Source organism: Micromonospora sp. IBSANI012, from assembly GCF_052814045.1.
The window spans coordinates 2,164,507-2,189,098 of record NZ_CP199933.1; the positions used below are offsets into that span (position 1 = coordinate 2,164,507).

19 protein-coding genes are annotated in these 24,592 nt (G+C 73.0%); 7 read left to right on the forward strand and 12 right to left on the reverse strand.

The genetic code is table 11. From position 1 onward, the window contains the following. Positions 1-72: 72 nt before the first annotated feature. From ACTWM8_RS10165 to ACTWM8_RS10175, 3 genes are all read right to left on the reverse strand, one after another. Positions 73-1,446 (reverse strand): permease prefix domain 1-containing protein, encoded by a 1,374-nt coding sequence (locus tag ACTWM8_RS10165; protein ID WP_446213584.1) that lies wholly within the window; start codon positions 1,444-1,446, stop codon positions 73-75. After that, on the reverse strand, positions 1,443-1,817 hold the full coding sequence (locus ACTWM8_RS10170) for a PadR family transcriptional regulator (RefSeq protein ID WP_446213585.1): 375 nt from the start codon (positions 1,815-1,817) through the stop codon (positions 1,443-1,445). Before ACTWM8_RS10170 ends, ACTWM8_RS10165 begins: the two co-directional genes overlap by 4 nt. Before the next feature lie 121 nt (positions 1,818-1,938). Then, positions 1,939-2,490 carry a DUF5872 domain-containing protein gene (locus tag ACTWM8_RS10175; RefSeq protein ID WP_446213586.1) on the reverse strand — a complete coding sequence of 184 codons (552 nt, stop codon included), beginning with the start codon at positions 2,488-2,490 and terminating at the stop codon, positions 1,939-1,941. A 201-nt stretch (positions 2,491-2,691) separates the two neighbouring features. On the opposite strand from ACTWM8_RS10175, the gene ACTWM8_RS10180 reads away from it, so the two are divergent. Beyond that, positions 2,692-3,882: an MFS transporter gene (locus ACTWM8_RS10180; protein WP_446213587.1), complete on the forward strand. Its 1,191-nt coding sequence runs from the start codon at positions 2,692-2,694 to the stop codon at positions 3,880-3,882. Positions 3,883-3,932: 50 nt separating this feature from the next. Here the strand turns inward: ACTWM8_RS10180 and ACTWM8_RS10185 are convergent, their stop codons facing one another. The 3 genes from ACTWM8_RS10185 to ACTWM8_RS10195 form a co-directional block, all read right to left on the reverse strand. Then, positions 3,933-4,706 (reverse strand): DUF1223 domain-containing protein, encoded by a 774-nt coding sequence (locus ACTWM8_RS10185; RefSeq protein ID WP_446213588.1) that lies wholly within the window; start codon positions 4,704-4,706, stop codon positions 3,933-3,935. Between the two features lie 331 nt (positions 4,707-5,037). Beyond that, entirely contained in the window at positions 5,038-8,565 is a 3,528-nt protein-coding gene (locus tag ACTWM8_RS10190) for a glycosyltransferase (RefSeq protein ID WP_446213589.1), read from the reverse strand. A 177-nt stretch (positions 8,566-8,742) separates the two neighbouring features. Beyond that, on the reverse strand, positions 8,743-9,207 hold the full coding sequence (locus ACTWM8_RS10195) for a MarR family winged helix-turn-helix transcriptional regulator (RefSeq protein ID WP_446213590.1): 465 nt from the start codon (positions 9,205-9,207) through the stop codon (positions 8,743-8,745). Positions 9,208-9,346: 139 nt separating this feature from the next. Here ACTWM8_RS10195 and ACTWM8_RS10200 point away from each other — a divergent pair, with 139 nt between their 5' ends. Further along, complete coding sequence (locus ACTWM8_RS10200; RefSeq protein WP_446213591.1) at positions 9,347-9,907, forward strand: NADPH-dependent FMN reductase; 561 nt, start codon at positions 9,347-9,349, stop codon at positions 9,905-9,907. Positions 9,908-10,156: 249 nt separating this feature from the next. Then, positions 10,157-11,083 carry an MBL fold metallo-hydrolase gene (locus tag ACTWM8_RS10205; RefSeq protein WP_446213592.1) on the forward strand — a complete coding sequence of 309 codons (927 nt, stop codon included), beginning with the start codon at positions 10,157-10,159 and terminating at the stop codon, positions 11,081-11,083. Between the two features lie 166 nt (positions 11,084-11,249). Here the strand turns inward: ACTWM8_RS10205 and ACTWM8_RS10210 are convergent, their stop codons facing one another. Next, positions 11,250-12,248 (reverse strand): hypothetical protein, encoded by a 999-nt coding sequence (locus ACTWM8_RS10210; RefSeq protein ID WP_446214516.1) that lies wholly within the window; start codon positions 12,246-12,248, stop codon positions 11,250-11,252. A 183-nt stretch (positions 12,249-12,431) separates the two neighbouring features. Then, the gene (locus ACTWM8_RS10215) at positions 12,432-14,279 is read right to left on the reverse strand and encodes a thiamine pyrophosphate-requiring protein (RefSeq protein WP_446213593.1); all 1,848 of its coding nucleotides are present in this window, start codon (positions 14,277-14,279) and stop codon (positions 12,432-12,434) included. 243 nt (positions 14,280-14,522) lie between these two features. On the opposite strand from ACTWM8_RS10215, the gene ACTWM8_RS10220 reads away from it, so the two are divergent. Both ACTWM8_RS10220 and ACTWM8_RS10225 read left to right on the forward strand, forming a co-directional pair. Next, the gene (locus tag ACTWM8_RS10220) at positions 14,523-15,284 is read left to right on the forward strand and encodes an MBL fold metallo-hydrolase (protein WP_446213594.1); all 762 of its coding nucleotides are present in this window, start codon (positions 14,523-14,525) and stop codon (positions 15,282-15,284) included. Then, positions 15,281-15,862 (forward strand): DedA family protein, encoded by a 582-nt coding sequence (locus tag ACTWM8_RS10225; protein WP_346535322.1) that lies wholly within the window; start codon positions 15,281-15,283, stop codon positions 15,860-15,862. The genes ACTWM8_RS10220 and ACTWM8_RS10225 overlap by 4 nt, the downstream gene beginning before the upstream one ends. A 16-nt stretch (positions 15,863-15,878) precedes the next feature. Here the strand turns inward: ACTWM8_RS10225 and ACTWM8_RS10230 are convergent, their stop codons facing one another. The 4 genes from ACTWM8_RS10230 to ACTWM8_RS10245 form a co-directional block, all read right to left on the reverse strand. Beyond that, on the reverse strand, positions 15,879-18,149 hold the full coding sequence (locus ACTWM8_RS10230; RefSeq protein ID WP_446213595.1) for an alkaline phosphatase family protein: 2,271 nt from the start codon (positions 18,147-18,149) through the stop codon (positions 15,879-15,881). Between the two features lie 114 nt (positions 18,150-18,263). Then, positions 18,264-18,878: a maleylpyruvate isomerase N-terminal domain-containing protein gene (locus ACTWM8_RS10235; RefSeq protein ID WP_446213596.1), complete on the reverse strand. Its 615-nt coding sequence runs from the start codon at positions 18,876-18,878 to the stop codon at positions 18,264-18,266. Between the two features lie 103 nt (positions 18,879-18,981). Beyond that, positions 18,982-19,404, reverse strand: a complete 423-nt coding sequence (locus tag ACTWM8_RS10240; protein ID WP_446213597.1) for an acyl-CoA thioesterase — start codon at positions 19,402-19,404, stop codon at positions 18,982-18,984. A 45-nt stretch (positions 19,405-19,449) separates the two neighbouring features. Further along, positions 19,450-21,261 carry an FG-GAP and VCBS repeat-containing protein gene (locus ACTWM8_RS10245; protein WP_446213598.1) on the reverse strand — a complete coding sequence of 604 codons (1,812 nt, stop codon included), beginning with the start codon at positions 21,259-21,261 and terminating at the stop codon, positions 19,450-19,452. A gap of 231 nt (positions 21,262-21,492) precedes the next feature. Between ACTWM8_RS10245 and ACTWM8_RS10250 the strand changes: the two genes are divergently transcribed. Together ACTWM8_RS10250 and ACTWM8_RS10255 are read left to right on the forward strand one after the other, a co-directional pair. After that, positions 21,493-21,993, forward strand: coding sequence for a hypothetical protein (locus ACTWM8_RS10250; RefSeq protein ID WP_446213599.1), 501 nt, complete (start codon positions 21,493-21,495; stop codon positions 21,991-21,993). Between the two features lie 183 nt (positions 21,994-22,176). Continuing rightward, the gene (locus tag ACTWM8_RS10255; RefSeq protein ID WP_446213600.1) at positions 22,177-24,543 is read left to right on the forward strand and encodes a NucA/NucB deoxyribonuclease domain-containing protein; all 2,367 of its coding nucleotides are present in this window, start codon (positions 22,177-22,179) and stop codon (positions 24,541-24,543) included. The last annotated feature ends 49 nt before the right edge of the window (positions 24,544-24,592 follow it).

Below are 24,592 nucleotides of genomic sequence, written 5' to 3' on the forward strand. Positions count from 1 at the left end.
CCGCGGTGTCCTGAGGGGACACCGCTCAACCCTGTCCGCTGTCCGGACAGGGTTGAGCGGGTCGGATTCGGCTCAGGCGAAGTCGAACACGAGCGGGAAGGCGAGGACGACCGTCCAGGCCCAGACCGCGTACACGATCACGTACCGGGTCTGCCACTGTTCCAAGCGGGCGAAGGGCATGCGGCCACGGACGAAGCCGAGGAACAGCCATGCCGACCACGCCAGGTTGGTGAGCAGGATGACGTTCTCGCCGAGGGCGGCGGTCTTGTTCGGACTGAAGCCCCATTCGGTGATCCGGCCGGTGATCGCCAGCAGCACCAGGGCGTCGATGATCAAGGCGCTGACGACGAGCGCGAGCTGCAGGCGGTCGAAGAGACCGGCCCGGGCCGTGAGGTCACGGGCGGAGATGGCGTACAGCAGCAGGCCCAGCACGACGACCAGCAGCAGGTCGAACAGGATGAGCGCATCCCGCTCGACGTCGATGCCGTTGTTGGTCCAGACGATCGCGACCAGGAAGGCCAGCAGGGCGGCCGCGAACAGCGGCGTGAAGACGCGGGTCAGCACGGGCGCCATGTTCTCGATGACGCTCTGCTTGGCCTCCACCAGCCAGGCCGCCACGATGACCGCGGCGGTGGCGCCGCACGGCACCAGCCACGATTGGATGAATCCCTCGGCGTCGAGGCCGATAGCGTTGAAGGTGCCCGCCGTGAAGGCGGTGAGCACGCCGCCACCGAGCGCGATGAGGGCGAAGTAGATCAGCCACTCCCCGGTGAACCGGATGAAGTCCATCCGCCGCCGGTCCGAACGCCAGTCGCCGCCCGCGTAGGCGACGCCGACCACCAGCCACAGCGCGAGCGGCAGGTGGATCGCCGTCAGCACCAGGGTCTGCGAGTCGTCCGCCAGCGGGTACGCGTTCGCGGCGACCGCGCCGAGTACGAACAGCGCCGCGAGCACCCCGATGACGCGCAGGCCGACCCGGCGTTGCCAGGCGAAGTAGGCGGCCAGCGCTGGCAGCGCGAACAGGCTGATGTTCCGCGCGTAGAAGGCGCCGTGGTCGCCCGAGGCCAGGTCGAGGCCGAACAGGGCCGGCACCTTGATCGAGAGCGCCGCGACGGCCGCGCAGAGCACCATGACGGGCAGTTCCCGTCGGGTACGGGCGGCGGCGGGGGTGTCCGGCTCCCCGGGCAGTACGAGCTGCTTCCACAGCCGCTCGGAATGCTCGCGAGCGAACTCCCGCGACAGCTCATCGAGGCTGCCCATCCGCTTCACGGCGATGAGGAAGGCCTCGTCGGCGTGCAGGCCCGCCTCGGTCAGCTCGGTGATCCGGCTGCGCAGGTGGTCTTCCAGCTCCTCGGCATCGGTGTGGTGCAGCTCCCGGCGGCGGTGCGTGTAGGCCCGCCACTCGGCGATCTGGCCTTCCAGATCGTTGTCGCTGTTGACGCTCATCGTCCCGCCTCCCAGGCCGGTGCCGCGATCGGCGTGATGGACTGGGCGGCGTTCCAGACGCCGCGCAGGGCGTCGACGACGGCGGCCCACTGGCGGCGCTGCTCGGCGAGCTCGGCCCGGCCCTGTTCGGTGATGCGGTAGTACTTGCGGCGGCGGCCCCCGGGTGGGGTCTCCCAGGCCGACTCGACGTGCCCCAGCCGCTCCAGGCGGTGCAGCAGCGGGTAGAGCAGACCGTCGGTCCACTCCAGCTGCCCGCCCGACAACTCGTTGACCTGTTTGAGGATCGCGTAGCCGTAGCTGTCGCCCTCGGCGAGGATCCCCAGCACGAGCGGGGTCGCCGAGGCCGCGACGAGATCCTTGGTGATGTGCATGTGACCACCTAACCCTAGAACTGCAATGCATAGTAGTTCTAGGTATGGCGGCCGCGCAACGGATCCCGGGCCGGCTCTCGCCGTACGCGATATCGCCGATCTGGTGCGGCGCCGCCCGGAGTCAGCGGCGCTTGAGTTCCGACTGCAGCCGTTGGACGAGCGTCTTGCGGTTCTTGCCGGCGCGTTCCTGCTTCAGCGCCGCCTTGACCTCGTCCGTGTCGAGACCACGGACCAGCCCGGCCGCCTCGGCGACCGTCACCTCCGACAGCCGGTCGACCGACGTGGCCTCCCTGCGCGCGCGTTTGGCGGGCGCGGTGTTGGCGACGAACTGCCTGCCGGACCTGGACGCCTCGCGCTTCTTGGTGTCCGTTGCGCGCTGCTCGTCCGCCGAGAGTCGTTCCCAGGCATGCTTGGGCAGGAAACGCTTGGTTTCGCCGCCCTTGCGGGCCCGGGTGGCGCCGTTCCTGGTCTGCCAGTCCTCGGCGCCCCACCGCTGCAGGGACTTCTGCCGCTCGTCCTTCGGGCCCTGATAGCCTCCGCCCCGCTTCTGGTACTCCTTGGTGAGCAGCTGCGACTTGCGCGCCGACCACTGCCCCGGCCTGCCGCCCTTGTCGGAAGCCTGCAACTCTTCCTTGATCTGGTTTCGCAGCTCGGGCTTCGTGTACCTGGCCATACGCAGCATTTTCCCGAGGTGACCTGGCCTATGCGACCACCGCCGGATGACCCGGGATGCCTGGGCCGAAGGCGAAGAAAGGCGTCATTCACGTCGCGTGCGACGCGGCGCAAGGGGTACTCCGCTGCGGCCTTTCAGCGGGGAGCGTCCGGATCGACCGCGCCGGACCGCCGCTCGCAGCTCACCTGAGGAGCACGTCTGATGCAGAACGCCGGACCGGGGCGGATCTCGCCGGGTGTCGCCCTGCTTCTGCTCGCCTCGATCCTGGTGTCGTTCCTGGCCGCGTCGGCGGCCCCGACCCCCCTCTACGGGATCTATCAGGAGCGCTGGCACTTCTCGCCGATCACCACCACGGTGGTGTTCGCCGCCTACGCCCTCGCGGTGCTGGCGTCCCTGCTCACGTTCGGCAAGCTCTCCGACCACGTCGGGCGGCGGCCCGTCCTGCTGGTCGCGATCGCGATCCAGATGATCGCGCTGGTCATCTTCGTCTTCGCCGGCGGCGTACCCGCGCTGGTGGCCGCCCGTGTCGTACAGGGGCTCGCGGCCGGCGCCGCCACCGGCGCCGTCGGGGCCGCCATGCTCGACATCAACCCCGCACGGGGGACGCTCGCGAACTCGATCGCCCCCGGCGTCGGAACCGGGATCGGCGCCCTGCTCTCGGCGGTGCTCATCCAGTTCTTCCCCGCGCCGACCCGGCTGGTGTACGTCGTCCTGCTCGTCGTCCTGCTGATCCAGGGCGTCGGGGTGGTGCTGATGGGGGAGACGGTCACGCCGATGAGGGGAGCGCTGCAGAGCCTTCGGCCGGAGATCACCCTGCCCCGTGCCGTACGCGCGCCGGTCCTCGTCGTCGCTCCGGTGGTCTTCTCCGTCTGGGCGCTGGCCGGCTTCTTCGGCGCGCTCGGTCCGGCGCTCACGCGCGCCCTCATGGAGAGCTCGATCGTGGCCGGCGGTCTGGTCGTCTTCGTCTTCGCCGTCTTCGGGACCATCGCCGTCCTGCTGCTGCGCAACGCCCCCGCGCGGACGGTGATGCTCACCGGAATCAGCGCACTCATCCTGGGCATGATCATCACCCTGGTGTCGGTCACCGCCGAGTCCGTCGCCGGATTCTTCGTCGGGCTCGCGTTCGGGGGCGTCGGCTTCGGTGCCGGATTCCAGGGCAGCCTCAAGACGGTCGTGCCGCTGGTCGAGGCGCACGAACGCGCCAGCGTGCTCTCCCTGCTCTACATCGTCTGCTACGTCGGCTTCGGCCTGCCCACCGTCATCGCCGGCTTCCTCGTGGTCCACGGCGGCCTGCTCCGGACGGCCAAGGAGTACGCCGTCGCCGTCATCCTGCTCGCCCTGGTCGCCCTGCTCGGGCTGCGCAAGGCCGAGAAGGCGCCGGCCGCCCGATGAGCCTGGGCGGGGGCGCTGGCGGCAACCCGCCGACCGCCGCCGGAGCGGGGCTAGGCGCCCTGCTTGATCGCGAGCTCGACGGCCCTGGCGCCGGCGATCGCCTTGTTGCCGTGGTGCTGCACATAGCCGACCACCGAGGCGTGTCCGGGATCGAGGTCCGGCGGCACCGCCAGTTCCACCCGCCCGCTCGGGGCGTCCAGGCCCACCGACGTGAAGGCGCGCACCACGTTGTCCTGCCGCAGCGTCCGCCCGGCGTTCTCGCCCCGGGGGACGTGGTTCTCCAGGCCGCGTTCCACGACCACCACGTTCAACACCGACCGCGGCGGCGGCCGTTCGGTCTGGTAGTCCACCACCACCCGGTGCCCGTCGCCCCCGGCGGTGTCCTCGACCGAGAGCGCGAGCGGCGTGGTGGCTGCCTCCGTCAGGGCGGCGGCGATCGCGGTCGCCGCCCGTCGGCGGTCGGAGCCGACGAACTCGACGGTGCCGTTCACGATCATCTGCGGCGTGTACAACCCCCCGGAGCCGAAGGCGTGCGCGTACGCCCGCTGCCGCGCGGTGTGCGCCGCGTCGGCGAACGGATCGGGCCAGCCCAGGTCGTCCCAGTAGTCGACGTGGAATCCGAGGGCGTAGACGGGCTGTCCCTCCTTCCGGGCCTCGCGTTCGATCTCGGTCAGCAGCTCCTCCGCCGGCGGACAGCTGTTGCAGCCCTGGGAGGTGAACATCTCCACGACGGCGAACCCACCGCCGGCCGGCCCGACGTCCCGCTCCTGCGGCGAGGACTGTGGCCCGGCGCTGTTCGACCCGGTGCGCGAGGGGTCCGTCATGGCGCGTCTCCTCCGTCGGTCCTGCTGGCGGCCCTGCGATTCCCGATCCGGCCGCGACCATGCCCGATCGCCCGTGGGTCCACGGCGGGTTCGGCGGGCGGGATTCTGGCCGCGACGGCTCGGGCCGGGACCGCCGATATGACCCTGGAGAGGGTGGCCGCCGCCACTCGAACACAACCTTGACTGATTCCAGAACCGGCGACACTGCGCTCGTGGCAGGACGCGCGTGGATCTTCCCGGGGTGATCCTGACCTCCGGGCCGGCCCTCCTGGGCCGGCCGGACGGCCGGTGCGGCCCAGCCCTCCGGACCCGGGGGTCCGGCTCATGGTGGTCAGGCTCGCGGTGCCGCCGGCCGTTCGTACGGCGACTCCTCGGGTGACCGGGGCGCCGGCGGCCTGGTGTCCGCCGTGTTCAGGACGCGGTCCAGCAGGGTGGCGGTCGCCGTGGACCAGGTCAGTTCCCGGGCCAGCCGGGCGCGAAGGTCGGCGATCCCGGGGAACTCCGCCTCCCGGTTGCGCAGCGCGCCGTCGATGGCGTTGCTCCAGCTCTCGACGTCGCGCTCGTCGTCACCCGTCGTCGGTACCACGATCCGGGCCGCCTCCTCCGGCCCGAGCCGCTCCTCCAGCAGTTCTCCCAGGCCGCTCTCGCTGCTCACCAGCACCGGCGTGCCCGCGAGGATGGCCTCCACCGCCACGAGGCCGAAGCCCTCCGCCCGGGAGGGCATCAGGAGCAGACTCGCCGCGCGAAGGTCGGCGGCCAGCCGCTCCGCCCTGGTCGAGTACGGGCGCACCCGCACCGGCAGCGACGCGTCTGCGGCCCAGCCCTTCATCTGGTCCTCGAGGGTGGAGCACGTCTCCGGAGGGGCGCCGCGGACGAGGAGTTCGACTCGGGGAGTGCCGGCACCACGCCGGCGGCGCGCCAGGTTGAAGGCGCGCGCCGCCAGGTCGAGCCCCTTGAGTCGGTCGTCCTCCGTCCGGCCGACGAGGAGCACCGTCCAGGGCCGGCCCTGTGGTGGCTGGCGGGGAGATCCGACGCCGAGGTCGAAGCCCGGATCGAAGCGGATCAACCGCGCCGGGTCGACGCCGCGAGCCTCCAGGTCCCGCAGGAACCAGTAGTACATCCGCGGCCCCACCGCCACGGCGTGGTCGGCCTCGGCGCTGAGCGCCAGCTCGACCTCCTGCCGTTCCTCGGCGAGCACCCCCGCGTCCACCCCGCGGTCCGCCTTGTGGCGCTCGATGTCGTCGGGAATGACGTGCAGGAAGTGCAGGCGCTTGGCGTGCGGGAAGTCGTCGCCCAGGTGGTGGGCGGCCGGGCCGGTCCACCGGCCGTGTCCGATGATCACGTCGGGAACCGTGCCCTCGGGAAGCGGCGGCCGGCGGGACAGCCGGTCGACGTCCGACGCTCCGGGCGCCTCCGGCGCCTCGACCAGCGTGACGCCCGCCGAGGTGGCGTCTCGGCGTTCCTCGTCGGTGGCCCGCAACACCACGCACGTCACCCGCGCGTGAGCGGTCAGCGAGCCGCACAGCTGCCGGTTGAAGGTGCTCAGGCCGCCGAGCGACGAGGACCACTCGGTGGCCAGTGCGAGGACGTGCGGCCGGCCGTCACGGGCCGCGGCGGCACCGTGCGGCTGCCTCCGGGGCAGGACAGGATCGCCGTACTGCGGCCTGATGGCGGTGGTCGACAGGCCGCTGAGGGCGGGCGGCAGGATCGGAAACACCAACGAGGGCGGCGAGGTGAAGTCCAGGCGGCCGACGCTGGTGTCCCAACTGTGCAGCAACAGCGCGCGGATCTCGTCCGGAGTCGAGACAGCGACGTCGCTGCCGAGATAGGTCCGGACCAGTTCCGACGCGTCCGAGGTCCGGCCGAGTTCTAGGGCGACGAAGGCCGCGCACCAGGTGGAGGCCGACGACGTGGAGAAGCTCTTCTGGGCGGGATAGTTGTCGACGGCCTCCTGTGCCCGTACGGCGTCGCCCAGCGCGAGGTGGCACAGCGCCTCGTGCACCGAGAAGTTGATGTATCTCGGGCTCAGCCGCCGGCCGTCGGCGAGAAGCGCGAGCGCCTGGTGCCAGCGCTGCCCGCGTTCCAGCAGGTACACCTGCGCCAACCGGTACTGGACCTCGAGTTCCGGCTTCTCCCGCAACCAGGCGACCACCTCTTCGAGCAGGTCGTCGGTGGGCGCGCCGGCCGCGTACTGGGCGGCCAGCGCGGCCAGTCGCTCGGTGTTGCCCCGGGCGCGGTCCACACCTTGGCGCAGCGCCGCGATGGCTTCCCCGGTACGCCGCCGTTCGTTGAGGTAACCGCCGAGTTGCTGGTACACCGAGAAGAGGCTCTTGGACGGTGCGACGTGGGCGGTGGCCTCGCGTGCCACCGCGATCGCCGCCTCAGCGCCGTCCACCGCCCAGACGAGCTTGGCCCACAACACCCAGGGGTCGGCGTGATCCTGGTCCAGGGTGGCGGACTGCGCCTGCGGAATCGCTCGGGAGAGGTCGTCCGGGCGGCCTCGATCACGCAGGAGCATGGCCAGGTGGTAGTGGGTGCCCGGGGTGCCCCACCGGCTGTTGTACAGCTGCAGCAGCGCGATGCGGGCGTCCCGTTCCCCGGCGGTGTTCACCCGCACGGACATCCACCCGTAGCGCTGACCGATGTAGCGCCTGGCCGGTTCGATCGCCGTCAGCAGGGCGTCTTCCGCGTCGGCCGCGGTGTAGTGGTACGCGGCGCCGTCCAGGCCGAGCAGGAGGGTCCGGTCGTGGACCGCGGTCCGGCCGGCGGCCTGCAGCTTCCGGGCGTACCAGTCGCCGGCGCGGGCGTGGGCGGCCCGCCAGGCGGCCGCGTCCCGGCGCAGCTGGACGCCGTCCGCCTCGCGGAGCAGCGGATGCACCTGGTATCGCCCGGCGGGACCGGCTCCCGGCCGGTCGGTCTGGGTGCGGGCCTGCAGGAGGTACCGCTCCTGGGCGCCGCGCACCAGCTCCCGGACCTCGCCCCGGCCGCCCCCCATCGCCTCGATGAGGGCCCAGTCGGCCCAGTCCCGGATCACCGACATGTCGCGCAGGAAGGCGCGGGCGGGCTCCGCCAGGCCCTCGGCGGCCTTGGCCAGCAGCGTCCGCTCGATCTCCTCGACGAGCTTCGAGTCGAAGGGTTCCTCGGGAGCACTCCCGCTCGGTGGCAACAGCCCTTCCAACAGGTGCGACTTGAGCAGGTAGCCGAGCAGCCGCAGCACTCTCGGGTTCCGTCCGAGGCGGCGTACGACCTCCGGCCGCCGGTGCTGCGGGAATCGGGCGTCGGCCTGCTGCGCGCCGAGATGGTCGAGGACGATCGTGATGGCGTCGGCGTCGTCGGGCGGCAGCAGTTCGGTGACGTGGAAATGCTCGGTCCAGGTCCAGTCGAGGTGCCGGTTCGACACCAGCAGCAGGCAACCCCGGTCCGTCGGGCGCCGGGCGAGCTGCTCCAGCATTCGCGCCACGGACGCCGAGGGCTTGCCCTGCGGGTCGAGCAGCCGCTGGAACTCGTCGATGACGATGAGCGCGCCCGCCGCCAGCAGCGAGCGGAGGATGTCGGCGAGGGTGGCGTCGGCCGACACCGTGGCGGCCACCCCCGCGTGACCTCCGTCCTTCAGTTCCTCCAGGATGCGGCCGCTGATCGTCGTCGCCACGTCGGCTGTCCCCACCGGCACGTCGACCCAGGCCGTCGGAATGGACTGGCTCGCCGCCCAGTTCCGCAGTGGTCGGACGACCTGGTCCGACTTGCCCACCCCGGCGAACCCGAAGAGCAGGGCGGCGCCGCGGCCCTCGAACCGCCACTTCTGCCAGAGTTCTTCCGCCACCGCCCGGCGTTCGGCGCCGACCAGATCGGAGATGGCCACGGGGCCCTGCTCGGCTGCCACTGGTCCTTGATACCCCATGACGACGCCGTGTTGTGTCTGCCACCCGAAGTATCGACCATTCTCCGGATGCGGCTCGATCCGGTCGAGAGACCGGGAGTGAGCCGGTGGCGGCTCGGTGTGCCACCTCGGCCCGGCGGATCGCGCCGTCGAGGCGGCTCAGTCGGCCGTGCCGACCCGCTGGAACGCGCTGGCCAACCGGGCGAGATCGAAGCCCTCGAGATGGTCCAGGAACCGCCGCCGCACGGCGGTCAGGTGGCTCGGCCAGGACTCCTCCAGGCGGGCGAAGCCGGCATCGGTGAGGACGGCGTTCCAGCCCCGCGCGTCCTCCCCGCTCCGGACCCGCTCGACCAGGCCCTGGGTCTCCAGGCGGCTGATCGTGCGGCTCATCCCGCTCAGGGAGAGCTGGCAGGCGGCGGCGAGTTCGTTCATCCGCAATCGCCGGTCCGGCGCCTCGGAGAGGATCCGCAGGGCGTTGTACTCGGTGAAGGGCAGCTGGTGTGCGCCGACCATGTCGGCGTCGATCGCCCGGGGCAGGACGTACATCAGTTGGCCCAGGGCGCGGACCAGCGCCTCCTCGTCGGGGTTGAGAGGCCGCAGAGGTGTGGCGGAGCTACCGGACATGCCGCCCATTCTAGTTGCTTGACCAAACAAATCGGCTCTGGTGCTGTGACCATCGGCACGGGCCCGATAATTGCTTGACCAAGCAAGCAGTGGCTAGCCTTCACCGAGCCAGGCAAGGACTTTCTGAAAGGCACCCGCCATGACCAGGATCGGAATCATCCTCGGTAGCACCCGCCCGGGGCGCAACGGAGAAGCCGTCGCCCGCTGGGTCCTCGAGGTCGCCAAGCAGCGCCCCGACGCGGAGTTCGAACTCGTCGATCTGCTCGACCACCAGCTGCCGCACCTCGACGAGGCGTACCCGCCGGCGATGGGCCAGTACACCCAGCCGCACACGATCCGCTGGGCCAACACCATCGCGTCGTTCGACGGGTTCGTGATGGTCACCCCCGAGTACAACCACTCCACCTCGGGTGCCCTCAAGAACGCCATCGACTTCCTCTACGCCGAGTGGAACAACAAGGCCGTCGGCTTCGTCAGCTACGGCTCCGCCGGCGGCACCCGGGCCGTGGAGCACCTCCGCCTGATCGCCGGCGAGCTCCAGATGGCCGACGTGCGCGCGCAGGTGGCGCTGTCGCTCTTCACCGACTTCGAGAACTTCAGCGTCTTCAAGCCGAGCCAGTTCCAGCAGGACGCGCTCACCACCACGCTCGACCAGGTCGTGGCCTGGAGCACCGCGCTCGCCCCGCTGCGCACCCGCTGACCGCATCGGCACCCTGCTCCGGCGATCGCCGCGGAATCTGCGCCGCGGCGAACCTGTCGGAACCGACGTCGTCCCGCCGGTCCGCCTCCGCTCGAGGCCGGATCGGCGGGACCACGTCGTCCCTCGTCGGCGACCGCCGAGGAGAAGGCCGCGCGGAGCCGGTCCGGGCCGCCCTCGCTCCGCGCCAGCGAACGAGCGCGCCGTGCCGAACGGCATCCGCCGCGAGCCCGGCGAGCTAGCATCCCGCCCATGCGCCTGAAGCTCGGCCGTCCCGACCTTGACCGCCACGCGGCCCGGTTCGACGTGCCGCCGGCCGCCGGGAGCTTCGCGGCCGTGTTCCTGGGCGTGTCCACCCTGCTGCTGGATGACGGCGAATCCGCCATCCTGACCGACGGGTTCTTCTCCCGGCCCTCGCTGCTCAAGGTCGCGTTCTCCAGGATCGCTCCCGACCAGGAGCGGATCGCCGGCGCGCTGGCCCGAGCCGGGCTCTCCGACCGCCGGTTGGACGCCGTCGTGCCGGTGCACACCCACTTCGACCATGTCCTGGACTCCGCCTTCGTCGCGGAGCGCACCAACGCCACGCTCCTCGGTGGCGAGTCGGCCGCCAACGTCGGACGCGGCCACGGCCTGCCGCCGGACCGGATCCGCGTCGTGACCCCCGGCGAGCAGGTCACGTCGGGTGCGTTCACCCTCGGGTTCGTGGCGTCGGAACACTGCCCTCCGGACCGCTTCCCCGGGGTCATCACCGAGCCCGTCGTGCCGCCGGTCAGGGCCCGTGCCTACCGGTGCGGTGAGGCGTGGTCGCTCCTGGTCCGGCACGACAGCGGTCGCACCGCCCTGGTGCAGGGCAGCGCGGGCTTCGTTCCCGGGGCGCTGGAGGGGCACCGCGCCGACGTCGCGTACCTCGGGGTCGGTCAGCTCGGCGTGCGGGACGAGGGGTATCTCACGAGCTACTGGGCGCAGACCGTGCGGACCGTCGGTGCCCGGCGGGTCGTGCTAACCCACTGGGACGACTTCTTCCGCCCACTGGACCGGCCACCGCGCGCGCTGCCGTACGCCGGTGACGACCTCGACACCACCATGCGCGTGCTCGGCCGCCTCGCCGACCGCGACGGCGTCGCCCTGCACCTGCCGACGATCTGGCGCCGCGAGGACCCCTGGAGCGGGCTGCCCTGAGGTCGGAAAAGGCCCGCCGTCCCGCTACCGGGGTGCGGGCCAGTGCTCCGCCCTTCGGGGCGGGGTCTGGATACCCGACCACACCCGGGCGTCCACGTTGTCGCGGGTCAGCTCACGCCAGTCCCGGTAGGTCAGCGGGGTGCACCGGCGGTCGGGGCCGGGGAGTTCAGCGGTCGGGCTCCGGGCCCAGCCGGCAGAGCCGTCGGTGTTCCGCGGTCACCACGCCGAGCAGGAAAAGGTCCACGGCGAGCGCGGTGAGCGCCCCGAACTGGTTGACGGTGAAGCTGAAGATCTGCCCGAACAGCAGGTCGACCAGGAGGGCGAGTTTGAACAGCCGGAAGGCCCGCGTCCGGTCGAGAGGCAGCAGCGACGCCCCCCGGATGCTGAGCACCGCGGTGATCAGCGCGGAGATCGAGACCCCGAGCACGGCACGCCACTCCCGCTGGTCGTGCAGCTGGCCGCTGATCGCGTCCAGCAGGACGCCCAGCACGACGACGAACGGCTCGCCGACCAGGTAGAGCACCACCAGCGCCACCACCCACCGGTGCGTGGTCACCCAGACCACGGCCCGGCGGGCCCGGCGCAGCCACGGCTGCCAGAACCGGGGGCCGGGTGCCTCGCGCCGGGGCACCGTGTCGAGCAGCCGGGTGATCGCGTCCTCGACGTCCGGGCCGCACCCGCGCACCAGTCGGGCCGCGGCCGCCCGCCGGTCGTCGGTGAGGCCGGTGCGCAGCCCGCCGACCACCGCGTACATCGCGTTCGCCGTCCGCTCCGGACCGGTGAGGCGGATCCGGCCCCGGATCGCCTGGGTGATCACCACGAGCAGGGCGAACGCGCCGTAGATCATGCCGGCCGCCGGGGCGTAGAAGTAGTCGGTGCCGGCGGTCACGAACTTGCCGATCTCGTCGATGAACAGCCCGAAGCCGATCCCGCCCAGGACCGCGCCCAGATTGCGCGCCGCGCTGCCCAGGAAGACCAGCGCGACACCCAGCCCGGTGGTCATCAGCAGGCCACCCCAGAGCACGTGCGCGATGTGCAGCCCACCGCCGCCGAGCTGCGGGTAGCCGGCCGCCTGGAGGAAGGCCCGGACGAGCAGCACGGTGACCACCCCGGACAGCACGAACGCCTGCAGGTACGACGGCGCCTCCAGTACCCGGAGCGGCATCGTCCAGCGGGACGGACGGGCGGGCATGCTCCCGACGCTAGCGGCGGTGGCCGGCACCCAGGGCCGGTTCCGTCCAACTGCGAACCGGCCGGCGGCCCGGTTCCGCCCGCGGCGTATCGAGCGTCAGGACGGACCTCGCTCCGGGCGCTGCCGGGCGCCGCTGGGCCCCGCCCCGCCCGTCGCTCACCTGCGACGTGATCGGTAGGCGGTGAGGGTGGCGGGCAGACCCCGGCGGATGATGCCGGCCCAGTCGGTGTCACCGCGCAGCAGCGCCCCGGCGGTGTTGCGGGCCTGCTCCAGCGTGAAGTGCGGGGGCAGCATCAGCTCCGCGGGGTCGACGAGAGCGTTGACGACCACCGGCCGGTCGGCGTTCAGCGCCCGCTCCCAGACGCCGGGGATCTGCTCCGGCGCGTCGACCAGCTCGCCGCCCAGCCCGAGCACCTCCGCCCACCGCTGGTAGCCGATGTCCGGCAGTTCCTGGCTGTCCGGGAACATCGGCGTCCCCTCGGTGGAGCGCTGTTCCCAGCTGACGAAGGCGAGGTCCCGGTTGTTCAGCACCAGCACCACGAACCGCGGATCGGACCAGCTGCGCCAGTACTTGGCCACGGTGATGAGTTCGTTCACGCCGTTCATCTGCATGGCGCCGTCGCCGATGAGCGCGACCAGCGGGCGGTCCGGGTGGGCGAACTTCGCCGCCAGCGCGTACGGCATCGCGCCGCCCATCGACAGCAGGGTGCCGGAGAGGCTGGCCAGCATGCCCGGGCGCACCTGGATGTGCCGGGCGTACCAGGCCGTCGCCGTGCCGCAGTCCACCGCGATCATCGCGTCGTCGGGCAGTCGGTCGTTGAGGGTGGCGAAGAGGAGCTGGGGGTTGACCGGATCGGCCGGTTGCTCGGCGAGATTCCGCTGCGTCTGGCGCCACGCCCGGGTCTCCGCGGAGATCGTCTCCCGCCAGCCGGTGGGCGCGGGGCCGGGCCCCAGCTCACGCAGCAGCGCGCGGAGGGTGGCCGCCGCGTCGCCGGTCAGGTTCACCTCGGTCGGGTACCGCAGCCCCAGCTGGGTGCCGTCCCGGTCGACCTGTACCGCCCGGGCCTGCCCCGGCGGCGGGTAGAACTCCGAGTAGGGCATGTTGCTGCCGACGATCAGCAGCCGGTCGCAGCCCTGCATCAGCTGCCAGCTCGGGCGGGTGCCGAGCAGCCCGATCGCGCCGGTCACCCAGGGCTCCCGGTGGTCGACCGCGGGGAAGCCCAGCAGCGCGGTGGCGACGCCCGCGCCCAACCGGTGGGCGACCTCGCGTACCTCGTTCTCGGCGCCGAGCGCGCCCTGCCCGACCAGCATGGCCACCCGCTCGCCGCCGCGCAGCACGTCGGCCGCCCGGCGCACCTCCGCCTCCGGCGGCACGGTCGGGCCGCTGCTCGGCACGCTGCTGGTGTGGTAGTACCCGTGGGCGTACGGCGGCTCCGGCACCGCCGGCTCGTCCTGCACGTCCAAGGGGAGCACCAGGGCGGTGACGGTGCGCCGGGCCAGCGCGGTCCGGCAGGCGCGGTCCACCAGGTGGCGCACCTGGGCGGGATGGTCGAGCTGGGCCAGGAACGCCGCGGCGACGTCCTTGTAGAGCGCCAGCAGGTCGACCTCCTGGTAGTACCCGCCACCCTCGGCGGTCAGGGCGGTGTGGCCGACCAGGGCCACCACCGGCTGGTGGTCCAGTTTGGCGTCGTACAGGCCGTTCAGCGCGTGGATGGCCCCCGGCCCACTGGTGACCAGGACGCAGCCCAGCGGGCCGCCCCCGTACTTCACGTGCGCCGACGCCGCGAAGCCCGCGGTCTCCTCGTGCCGGACCTGTACGAACTGCGCCCGCTCGTTGGTGCGTTGCAGCGCCGAGGTCATTCCGTTGATGCCGTCGCCCGGGTAGCCGAAGTAGCGGCGGACGCCCCAGCACGCCAACCGTTGCACGAGGTGATCCGCTACCTTGGCATCCTTGGGCAGCGGCCAGGGATCCGCCGGCACCCGCCCGTCGCCGTCCACGCTCACCTGACTGATCCCTCCCACTCGGTCCACGGCGCGGGCGCCGGCCTCCGCCACCCGGACCGTCCCGCCCGGCCGCCGCCGGACGGTATGAGTATGTGACAGCATTTCCGGCAGAATGGCCGATTCGACCCCTCCGCCGACCGTCAGGGGGAGGAAGCCCACCTCGGCCCGACGGCGGGCCACGGCAGGTTCGGGCCGCGCGGTGGCACCGCCGGATACGGTGGCAGGCGTGACCGAGGCGGTGTCGTGCGGCTGACGTGGTACGGGCACAGCACCGTGTGGGTCGAGGACTCCGACACCCGGCTGCTGACCGACCCGCTGCTACGTGACCGGCTCGCCCACCTGCGCCGACGTCGTGGGCCCACCCCGCGGCTGCCGGGCGCCCCGGACGCCGTACTCGTGTCGCACCTGCACGCCGACCACCTGGACTTCGCGTCGCTGCGCCGGCTGCCCCCGGACACCGCGCTGGTGGTGCCGGCGGGTGCGGGCCGCGTGGTCCGCCAGGCGCTGGGCGCGGCGGCCGCCCGCCGCTGCACGGAGCTCGCGGTCGGCGACCGCACCACGATCGGCCGGGTCACGGTCGCCGCCGTCCCCGCGGCCCACCACGCCGGCCGGGGTCCGTGGTCCCGGCACCGGGCGCCCGCCCTCGGCTACCTGATCGACGGCCGGCTGCGGACCTGGTTCGCCGGGGACACCGGTCTCTTCGACGAGATGGCCGGGCTGGGGCCGCTCGACCTGGCGCTCGTCCCGGTCGGTGGGTGGGGACCCACGCTCGGCCCCGGCCACCTCGATCCGGCGGGCGCCGCGGAGGCGGTCCGGCGGGTGGCGGCGGCGTGGGCCGTGCCGATCCACTTCGGCACCTTCTGGCCGGTCGGCTGCGAACGGGTCCGGCCGGACCGGTTCTTCGGCCCGGGGGACGACTTCGCCCGCCACGCCGAGGCGGTCTCGCCGGGCACCCGGGTGCGCGTGCTGCGGCCGGGCGAGTCCGTCGAGGTGCGCCGGCCGTGACGGCGACGCTCGGCGTGCTGGGCTCGCTGATCCTGGTGGTGCTCTTCGGGTCCGTCGTCCCGGTGGTGCCGACCGGTGCGGCGGTCAGCGGTGCCGCCGCGCTCGCCGCCCACCAGCATCCGGTGACCGTGGTCCTCGTCGTGATCGCCGGCGCGTTCGGGGCGTACGCGGGCGACCTGGCGACCTACGGCATGCTCGGCTGGGGTGGCGAGCGGCTCGCCCGGCGCCTGCACTGGCTGCGCGGCCGGCAGCGGGTCGGCCGGATGACGGCGCGGGTGCGCGAGGAGCTCGTCTCGACGCTGCTGGTGTCCCGGCTCATCCCGGGCGGCCGGATCCCGGTGCTGCTGGCGGCGGCCCTGTCCGGGCTGACCTGGCGGCGTTTCGCCCTCGCCGACGCGCCCGCCAGCCTGCTGTGGTCGGTGCTCTACGCCGCGATCGGCGTCCTCGGGCGGGCGATCTTCCCGGAGCCGTGGCAGAGCGTCGTCGCCGCGATCCTGCTCGTCGTGCTGGTCAGCCAGGGGCTGAGCTGGCTGGCCCGGCGCCGGGCCCTGCCGGGCGAGCCGCCGGTGGCGCCGTAGCCGACGGCTGCCCGCGCTAGGCGTCGCCCGGGTCGGGGTCCACTGTGCGGCCCGCCGGGTCGTCCCCCTCGTCGGGCCGGCGCAGCCCGAGCCGGCGCAGCCAGGCGAGCAACTGCCCGTGCACGGCTTCCGGGCCGACCAGCTCGCCCTCCTGCGGCCAGTCGGCGGGGTGGATGAGCAGGGCCTCCGTCTGCCAGCCGCCGAGTCCGCCGTGGCAGCCGACCAGCTCCTCGAAGGCCGCCACCTCCTCCAGACCCGGGTCCACCGCGCTGATCACCACGAGGTCACCGACGTGGTCCATCGCCTGGTGGCGCAGCAGGTCCTGACGCGCTCGCCGGCCGTACGGGGCCAGCGGGTCGTCGCCGTCGACCTGTCCGTGCCGCAGGTTGTGGCAGCCGCGCGCCCCGATGGCCAGCGGCCCGGCGGCCGAGTCGACGACGACCAGGCCGATGCCGGGATGCGCCGCCAGGCCGTCGATCAGCCCCGGTACGAGGGCGTCGACCCGCTCGCGGGTCAGCCGCCCCGGATGGCGGGGCAGATAGATCATCGCCAGGTTGCCCGACGCCACCACCACGGTCTCCGGATCGGTCCGGGTGGCCGCCGCCGCCTCCTCGTCGGCCGGGCCCAGGGTGACCTCGCCGCCCTCCGTGTGCGACCGCACCGCCACCCGGGTCGCCGTGCCGGTCGCCCCGCCCCGGCCCGCCACCTCGGTGAGCAGCGTGTTGACCCGTCCCCACTCCTCGACCGGGCCGGCGGCCTCGGCGGTCGCCGCCTCCCGCACCGGCGTCGGGGGCCCCGGCCGGCCGTCGGGGGCGGTCGGGCGCACCGTGGGCGCGGCGAGCCGGGCGACCACCTGTGCCAGCGACTCGCCGTACCGCTGGCGGAACGTGGCGCCCTGGCTCTGCCCGTGGTCGCTCAGCACCACGATGTGGTAGCGCCGCGCCGCCTCGGCCGCCAGCCGCTGAAGGATGCCGAGCGTCTGGTCGAGTGCTTCGAGGACCGCCAGCGCCTGCGGTCGGGCCGGCCCGGCGTGGTGGGCCACCTCGTCGTAGTCGAGGAAGTCGCAGAAGATCACCGGCGCCCCGCCGGCCATCTGCTCGGCGATCAGCGACACGTTGAGGTCGCTGAGCAGGCTCGCCATCGGGCGCAGCGCCAGGTAGGAGCCGCTGCGGCGGCCCCTGGGCTGTACGCCGCGCAGCCGCTGCCGCCGCGCCTCGTACAGCTCGCGCACCACCTGCCCGGCCCCGCGCACGATGGCCCGGGCGAACCCGTACGGGCTGGCCATGAACGCCGCGTAGCCCCGGGTGGACCGCCCGGGCAGCCCGGCGCGGCTCACCGTGAGCAGGCTGGTGGGGGCGTCGCCGGAGAAGACCGTGCTGATGCTGACCCCACCGTCCCGCAGCAGCCCGTGCCCGGTGGACAGCCGCCGCTCGACCTCGGCGGCGTCGCGGGGCCGGCTGGTCACCATGAGACGGCTGGCGGTGTCGTCCGCGGTCGCCTTCTCGTACCAGCGATAGGCCGGCACCCGCCGGACCTCGCCGTGCAGCAGGCCCGCCTGCGCCGCGGGCGTGGTGGCCGGCAGGCCGGTGTGCCACTGGGTCATCCGGTGACTGCGGGAGCGCAGCCACCCACCGATCGTGGGCAGGTTGCCGGCCCGGATGGCCCACTGCACCAGCGGCGCGGCCACGCCGTCGAGCTGGACGACGAGCAGGGCGTCAGTCGTCTGCCGCTCGGGTGGCACCCCGGCGGCGCCCCGGCGGTGCCACACCGGTCGTCGGTGGCGAGCCGGTCCACGGCGTACCCGGTTCATCACCCACAGCATCTCGCTGACGAACGCGTCGTCGGTGCCGGCGTCGGCGAGCCAGTTCAGGAGCGCGGCCAGCGCCACGGCGAGCCACGCGGCGGCCAAGGCGTCGGCGAACCCGCGGACGTGCGCCTCCGGATCCAGGCGCAACGCGACGTACATGACGACGGCCTGTACGCACACGCCGATGGCCAGCGCCCCGAGGCCGCCCAGCGCGGTGGAGAGGGCGAACAGCAGCGGGCGCAGCACCGCACCGAACCCGGCGATCAGCCCGACCAGCCACAGCATCGCGATCAGGCCGCTGGCGGTGACCCCCGGCAGCAGCCACAGCGTCAGGCTGAGCACCACGAACGAGGTCACCATGCTGCGCAGCAGCGCCCGCAGCCGCCCGAGCGTGGGCCGGTAGTCGCGCAGCACCCGCAGGCCCACCCGAAGCGGTTCGGGCAGCGTACGGCGGGCCTCGGCGTCACCGTCCGGCTCCATCCCCATTACGATGCCACACCCCGCCCACCAAGATCGGCGGCTGCGGAGCGGGTCATCCGGGCCGGTCCGCCACCCCGCCGCCGGATGCCGCCGAGGCTGGCGCTCGACGCGCTGTCAGAGCACCGAGAAGCCGGCCGGAAGGCTGCCCGTGCGGCCGGTGGCGGCCAGCAGGAGCGGCCCGGCGAGACCGTGGCCGACGGCCAGCTCGGCGACGATGCGCAGCGCCTGCGCCGCGGCGGTCGCCGGCACCTCGGGCGGTACGCCGAGCGCCGTGGCGAGGTCCGCGGTGTGCACGGCAAGCTCGAACGTCCGGGTCGGCAGGTAGTCCGCGAGCCGCATGCCACCCGCGACGGTCGTGACGAGCGCGCCGCCGTCCTGGGTGTCGACCAGCGCGAGGACGCGGGCGGCCAGCTCCGCCACGGCTGCCGCCGGATCGCTGCCCAGCGCCGCCCCGGCGTCGCGTCCGCGCGCGGCGACCGCCGCACCGGCCGCGGCGGCGCTCGTGGCGCGGAAGTAGTCGCCGGCGGAGGCGACCTCGACGCCGTTGGCGGGCCGGGCCAGGTACTCCTCGACCGTGAGAAGGGACCGGCTGGTGTGGCCGACCAGGGCCCGCACGTCCCACTCACCCAGGCCGGGCCGGCTCCACCGGTCATCGACCAGGGCGGTGGTGCGGACGAAGCAGAGCGCTGCGTCGGTGAACGCCCTACGCGAGTCGTCCCACGAGTTCATGCGTGCCAGCGTAGAAGCCCGGCCGCCCGGGACCGACCCGTGTCGGCGGCGGCCCGTCGTGCACCCCCAGCGTGTCGGTCGCCGCCCGGTCGGCGCGCCAGCCTCAGAGGCGGAGCGGTCCCGGGTCGGTGGCCAGCTCCCGGAACCGCTCCCGCGGGTCGGCCACGAGCCGCCGGGTCGACAGGTCGAGCAGACCGCCCACCCCGGTCACCGTCGCGACCTGGGTGCCGTCCAGGCGGCGGTAGTCCTGCTCGATCCGGAACGTCCGGCCCTCGCCCCAGTGGAACTCGCAGGACACGTCCACCTCGTCCCCGCCGCGCAGCTCCCTCAGGTATCTCAGGGTGACCTCCAGGGCGACCGGTCCCACGCCGGTGGCGATGAGCCGGTCCTGCGAGATGCCGGCGGCACGCAGGCACTCCCACCGGGCGTGCTCGGCGTACTGGAGGTAGACGGCCTGGTTGAGGTGGCCCTGGGTGTCGAGCTCGTAGCCCCGGACCGTGATGCGCACCGTGAACGGATCTCCCATGCACCGGGAGCCTAGGCGGTGGGTATGACGCCGCCTCCGGAACGGCTACCCGAGATGCATGCCGAAGCCCGCGAAAGCCTCGGGACCGACCGGCAGATCGGCCGCCGACCACATCCTGAGGCCGTTGACCGTCATCCCGCCGGGCGCCTCCGGCGTCGCCGGCGTGCTGCGGACGACCATCACCGCGCCCGCCCGCTGCAAGCCGTTGACCGTCGCGTTCCAGCAGCCCACGACGAGGCTTGCGGCGCCGTCGGGCTGGCGCACCGTACGGAGGACGTCGCCGAGGTAGAAGTACGGGCTTCCGGCGCTCGCCGGTACGCCCGGTGTCTTCCAGTCCAGCCTGCGCAGCCCGCTGGTGGTGAGCCCCTGTGCGCTGCCCCGGAAGACCGTGATCGCGCCCGCCCCGGCGACACCCCCGACGGTCTCCTGCGGGCTCGCGACGGCGAGGTCGCCCCGACCGTCGTTGTCGAAGTCGCCGAACGCGAGCTCCGTGCCGAAGAACGCCAGGGGATCGTCGCTACCCGGGACGCCCGGGCTCTGCTGCGTCCAGTACTGCACGCCGTTGACCGTCAGACCGGTGGCAGAGCCGCGGAGCACGGTGATCGAGGAGCCTCGGTTCGGGGTGCTGGAGCTAAAGCCCTCGGTCTGGGTGTTCACCACGAGGTCCGCGTACCCGTCCCCGGTGAGGTCGCCGGCGGCGAGGGCATGGCCGAAGCTGTCGCTGTACTCGGCGACGTCCGGCATGCCCGGGGTGTCCTGGTAGAACAACTGTGCCCCGGCGATGCTGAGACCGTCGCCCGCTCCGGGCAGGATGAGCACCGAACCGGCGAAGTACGCCGACCCGAAATGGTCGCGCGGGAAGCCGACCGCGAGGTCGTCGCGGCCGTCGTTGTCGAAGTCCGCCGCAGCCAGCACGGCACCGAAGCCGTCGGTCTCCGGGCGGACCGGCAGGCCGGCCGCGTTGCCGGGGACGTACTGGGCAGCGGCGGGACTGAGCCCGTCGGGCGTACCGCGGAACAGCGCGACGCCACCGACCCAGGGACGGCCGGCGCGGGGTGCCCCGGTCACGAGGTCGTCGGTGCCGTCACCGTTGAAGTCGCCCACGGTGAAGGCGGAGCCGAACAGGTTCTCGCCGCTGACGCCCTCGCCGGGGACGTCGGCCTCCGGGGCCACGTCGGCGAGCCGGATCATCCGGGCATCGGCGGTGGTCAGCCCGGACGGACCGCCGTAGAGGATGCGGAACCGGTCGTGCACGCTGCCGATCGCGAGGTCGGCGAAGCCGTCGTGGTCGAAGTCGCCGGAGCCGAGCGCGCGGCCGAAGTCGTTGATCTCGCCGTGCGGGTCGGACGAGCCCTCGTCGGTCGGCATGCCCGGCGTCGTGTGGTCGAAGTACTGGCTCCCCGCGTTGGTGAAACCACCCCTGGGATCGCCGAAGAGGACGTGGACGGCGCCGGTCTGCCCGCCGTTGACCACCTTGCGCAGCTCCGCCACGGCGAGATCCGGCCGGCCGTCACCGTTGAAGTCGCTGCGCACCTCGTTGAGCCCCGTGATCGGCCGGAAATGACGGCCGACCGGGCTCTCGGGCAGCGGCTTCACGAGCCCCGTCGCGGTCGGCGTCCGCGTCGCCGCACCGGACGCCGTGGCGCCCTGCGCGGTGCCGCGCTCCGCGGCCGTGTCCGCCGACGCGAGGCGTGCGCCGACCGGGCCCGGCCGGGCCAGCTGCGCGGCGCCCGCCACCGTCGGGTCGAGGTACGAGGTGGGTACGCCCGGACCCGGTGCAGGGGTGCTCGCCGTCATGCTCGCCGCGACGAGTCCACCCAGGACCGCGGCACTGCCCACCAACCGGTACGCGCGCACGAATTTCTCCCCCCGCGATACAGGCGTCATGATGACACGCCGCTCGGCCTGCCGGGGGGACCAGAAGTCCCGGCGGGCTGCTGTCAGGTGAACCGGTGTCCTGACCGGGCTCTCGGCCCCGGACCGTGGCCGGGCGGGGGCGGCCCGCCGGTCGGCCGATGCTGATCCATGCCCCGCCGTGACCCGTCGTGGTCGCCGCCGGTCGGGGCCCGGATGCCGCACACTGTGCCGGTGGCCGGAGCCGAACTCGTCGTCGCACACGACCTTGAGCTGGACATGTGGTACGGGCAGTTCGTCATCCGTGGGGGCAGTCCCGCCGACCCGCCCGACGACGCGCTGTTCCGGCGGGCGCAGCAGGGGGCCGGCATCGCCGGCGACGGCCAGAGCGTGTTGGTGCTCTCGCCCCACCAGGCCAACGTCGCCATGCCGATCCGGGTGGAGGTGACCGCCGCGGCACCGGCCGACGATCTCGTCGACTGGGAGGAGGCGTTCGAGGCCGGCCTCGCCGTCGACGCCGACGGGCTGCTGCTGTTCGACTCCCCGACGGCGGCGCGGCTGCACTGCCCGGTACCGCCCGGCCGGTACCGGATCCAGGTCGCGGGCCGGGGATTCGTGTCGCGTGGCTGGCCCGGCTCGACGCGGCCGGGCGACCGGTGGCGGGTGCGGCTGTGGCCGGCGGCCGGCCCGGTGGAACCCCGCCGGCTGAAGGCGTGGCCCGAGCCCATCGAATGATCTACCGGGATATGTCTTGAAGTGACTGTTCACGCTGGCAGCGCGTCGCGACGTGCCGGTGCCCCCCGTGATTACGCGAGTCGATCGAGACTGAGCGACAGCGATCGATTGCCGTGTTACGGGAGGCCACGCATGATTCGTTCGTTGCGCCATCCGGTCGTCGTGCTGGCGACCGTTGTCCTCATGGCGGTCACACCCACCCCGGGGCGAGCGGCCGAGCCGTCGCCGTCGGGCGGGCAGGCCACCATCACCGCCGGCACGCCGGACCTCGACGCCCTACGCGAGCAGCAGCCGAGCGAGATCGTCGCACCGGCGGACCCGGCGGCGGCGACGCGGGACAAGCCCGCCGCGCAGGGCCCGGCCGACTGCGCCGACGTGCTCGCCACGCCCGCCGAGGAGCCCGAGGTCGTCGGCTGCATCCGTCGGGCGCCGGCCGACCCGAGCCTGGCACCGCCCAGCCCGTCGACGGCCGGGACGACGGCGGGCGTCACGTCGCTGGCTGCCTCCGACTGGAACGTCGAGAACGGGCCGGTACCGCGCTGGTGCCAGTTGAACCAACTGGCCACCTACCAGCGGATGCGGGAGTGCCACGCCGACACGTTCCTGTTCACCGTGTACCGGCGGCCGGAGAACATCGTCCTGGGCGAGGTCTGGCTGTCGTACTGGGAGTGGCAGGAGCTGTCGAACAAGCGCCGCACGTGGACCCACAGCATCCAGATGTACGTGTCGCGGGTGACCGGCCTGGCCGTGCTCAGCACCTACCTCAACGCGCAGGGCTGGTGCGGCCTCAACTGTGACGTCAGCACGCCCGCCGAGACCCGCTACATCCGCCTGGCGGAAGGGCAGTGGCTGCGCGGCTCCTGGGACATGGGCCGCCCCGGCGGGGCGGACGAGCGGAAGTACGGCTCGGCCGACACCGACCTGACCTTCCTGCACCTGGAAACCGGCATCACCCGCACCTGGACCGCCCTCGAGTTCAAGAACCGCTGCGACTCGGAACTGCCGGAGACGCCGCTCGAAGGCGGCTGCGTGTACGACGACATCCAGCCGGAGCTGGTGCTGAGCAAGCACGCCGACTCGGACCACCGCCTGCACGCTGAGTTCGTGGAGGAGGCGCAGCACACCACCCCGGACCACTACGGCGCCCGGCACCTGTCCCAGCCGGGGGAGGACCCGAAGCCGTTGCAGCGCCTGACGGACAAGGACCGCAAGGCGGCGAACTACCAGGCGAGCTGTGGCGACTTCCGCAAGGACCCGGCCATTCCGAACGACTCCTGCGACGAGTACCCGTACCAGTCGACGTACCAGGGCTCGGCCGAGATCGGTCGGACCAGAACGAAGGTCGGCCACGTGCCGCTGGAGCACAACACCGCGGGTGGTCGCCGACTGCAGTCGTTCTACGTGGCCAACCGCGTGATCGACGGGGACAAGTTCTGGGTCGCCACGACCGACGGGCCGATCGAGGACGGTCCGGGCCGGGACATGCCGCCGGAGGTCTGGGCCGGCGAGGACCTGGTCGGCTTCGAGGGCGCCGACGTGCAGCTGAACGGCTCCGCCGAGGACGCGCAGGGGCCGCCGGACCTGCACTGGAGCTACACCCCGCGCGGGCCGGTCGATCCCGGCACCGTCTGCACCTTCAGCGACCCCGACGGCACCTCCACCACCTTCGTCTGCAACGACGACGGCTCGTTCACCGTCACCCTGACGGCGGACGACGGCGTCAACATGCCGGTCAGCGACGAACTGGTCGCGGAGATCCGCAACGTCGGGCCCCGGATCGGCCGGCAGTTGCCCGACTTCGCGCCCAGCGCCGCCGGCGAGGGCGGCAGCCTGCTGCGCCCCGAACCGTGGTCGACGCACCGCGCCGGTGAGCCGGTCCAGCTCACCGCGCCGTACGACGATCCGGGCGGCAACGACACCCAGACCTGCGTGGTGGTGTGGGACGACGGCAGCGAGGACCAGTACCCGGCGCGGGAGGACAACTGCGACCGTCCGCACACCTACCAGCACGCCGGAATGGACACGATCGCCGTGACCATCACCGACGACGACGGTGACAGCGAGCTGTCCCACACCATGATCGTCGTCTACGACCCGGAGGGCGGGTTCGCCACCACGGGTGCCTGGCTCGACTCGCCCGCCGGCGCGTTGACCTCGGCCCCGTCGGCCGCCGGCCGGCTGCACGTCACCCTCAACCCGATGTACAAGCCGGGCGAGAGCGGGCCGGTGCCCGGCGGCGGCAAGGTGAGCGCCAGCCTGGACGGGACCGGCTTCACCCTGGACTCGACGGCCCTGGAGTGGCTCGTGGTGACGCCCGACTCGAAGGTGGCGGTGAAGGGCACCGCCACCGTCGGCGGCGAGGCGGGGTACGGCTTCGTGGCGTACGGCTACGACGACCCGGACAAGCTGCGGCTCGTCGTCTGGCCGCTGTCGGCCGGCGACCACCCGGGTACGCAGACGCGGTACGACAACCGCGCCTCGGCCGGCTACGACCTGGACGTCGCCGATCCCCAGCCGTTGGGGGCCGGGTCGGTGCAGGTGCACGGGTAGCCGTACGCGCCGTTCCGGCAGGTCAGGCACTGGCGGGTCGCGTCCATGA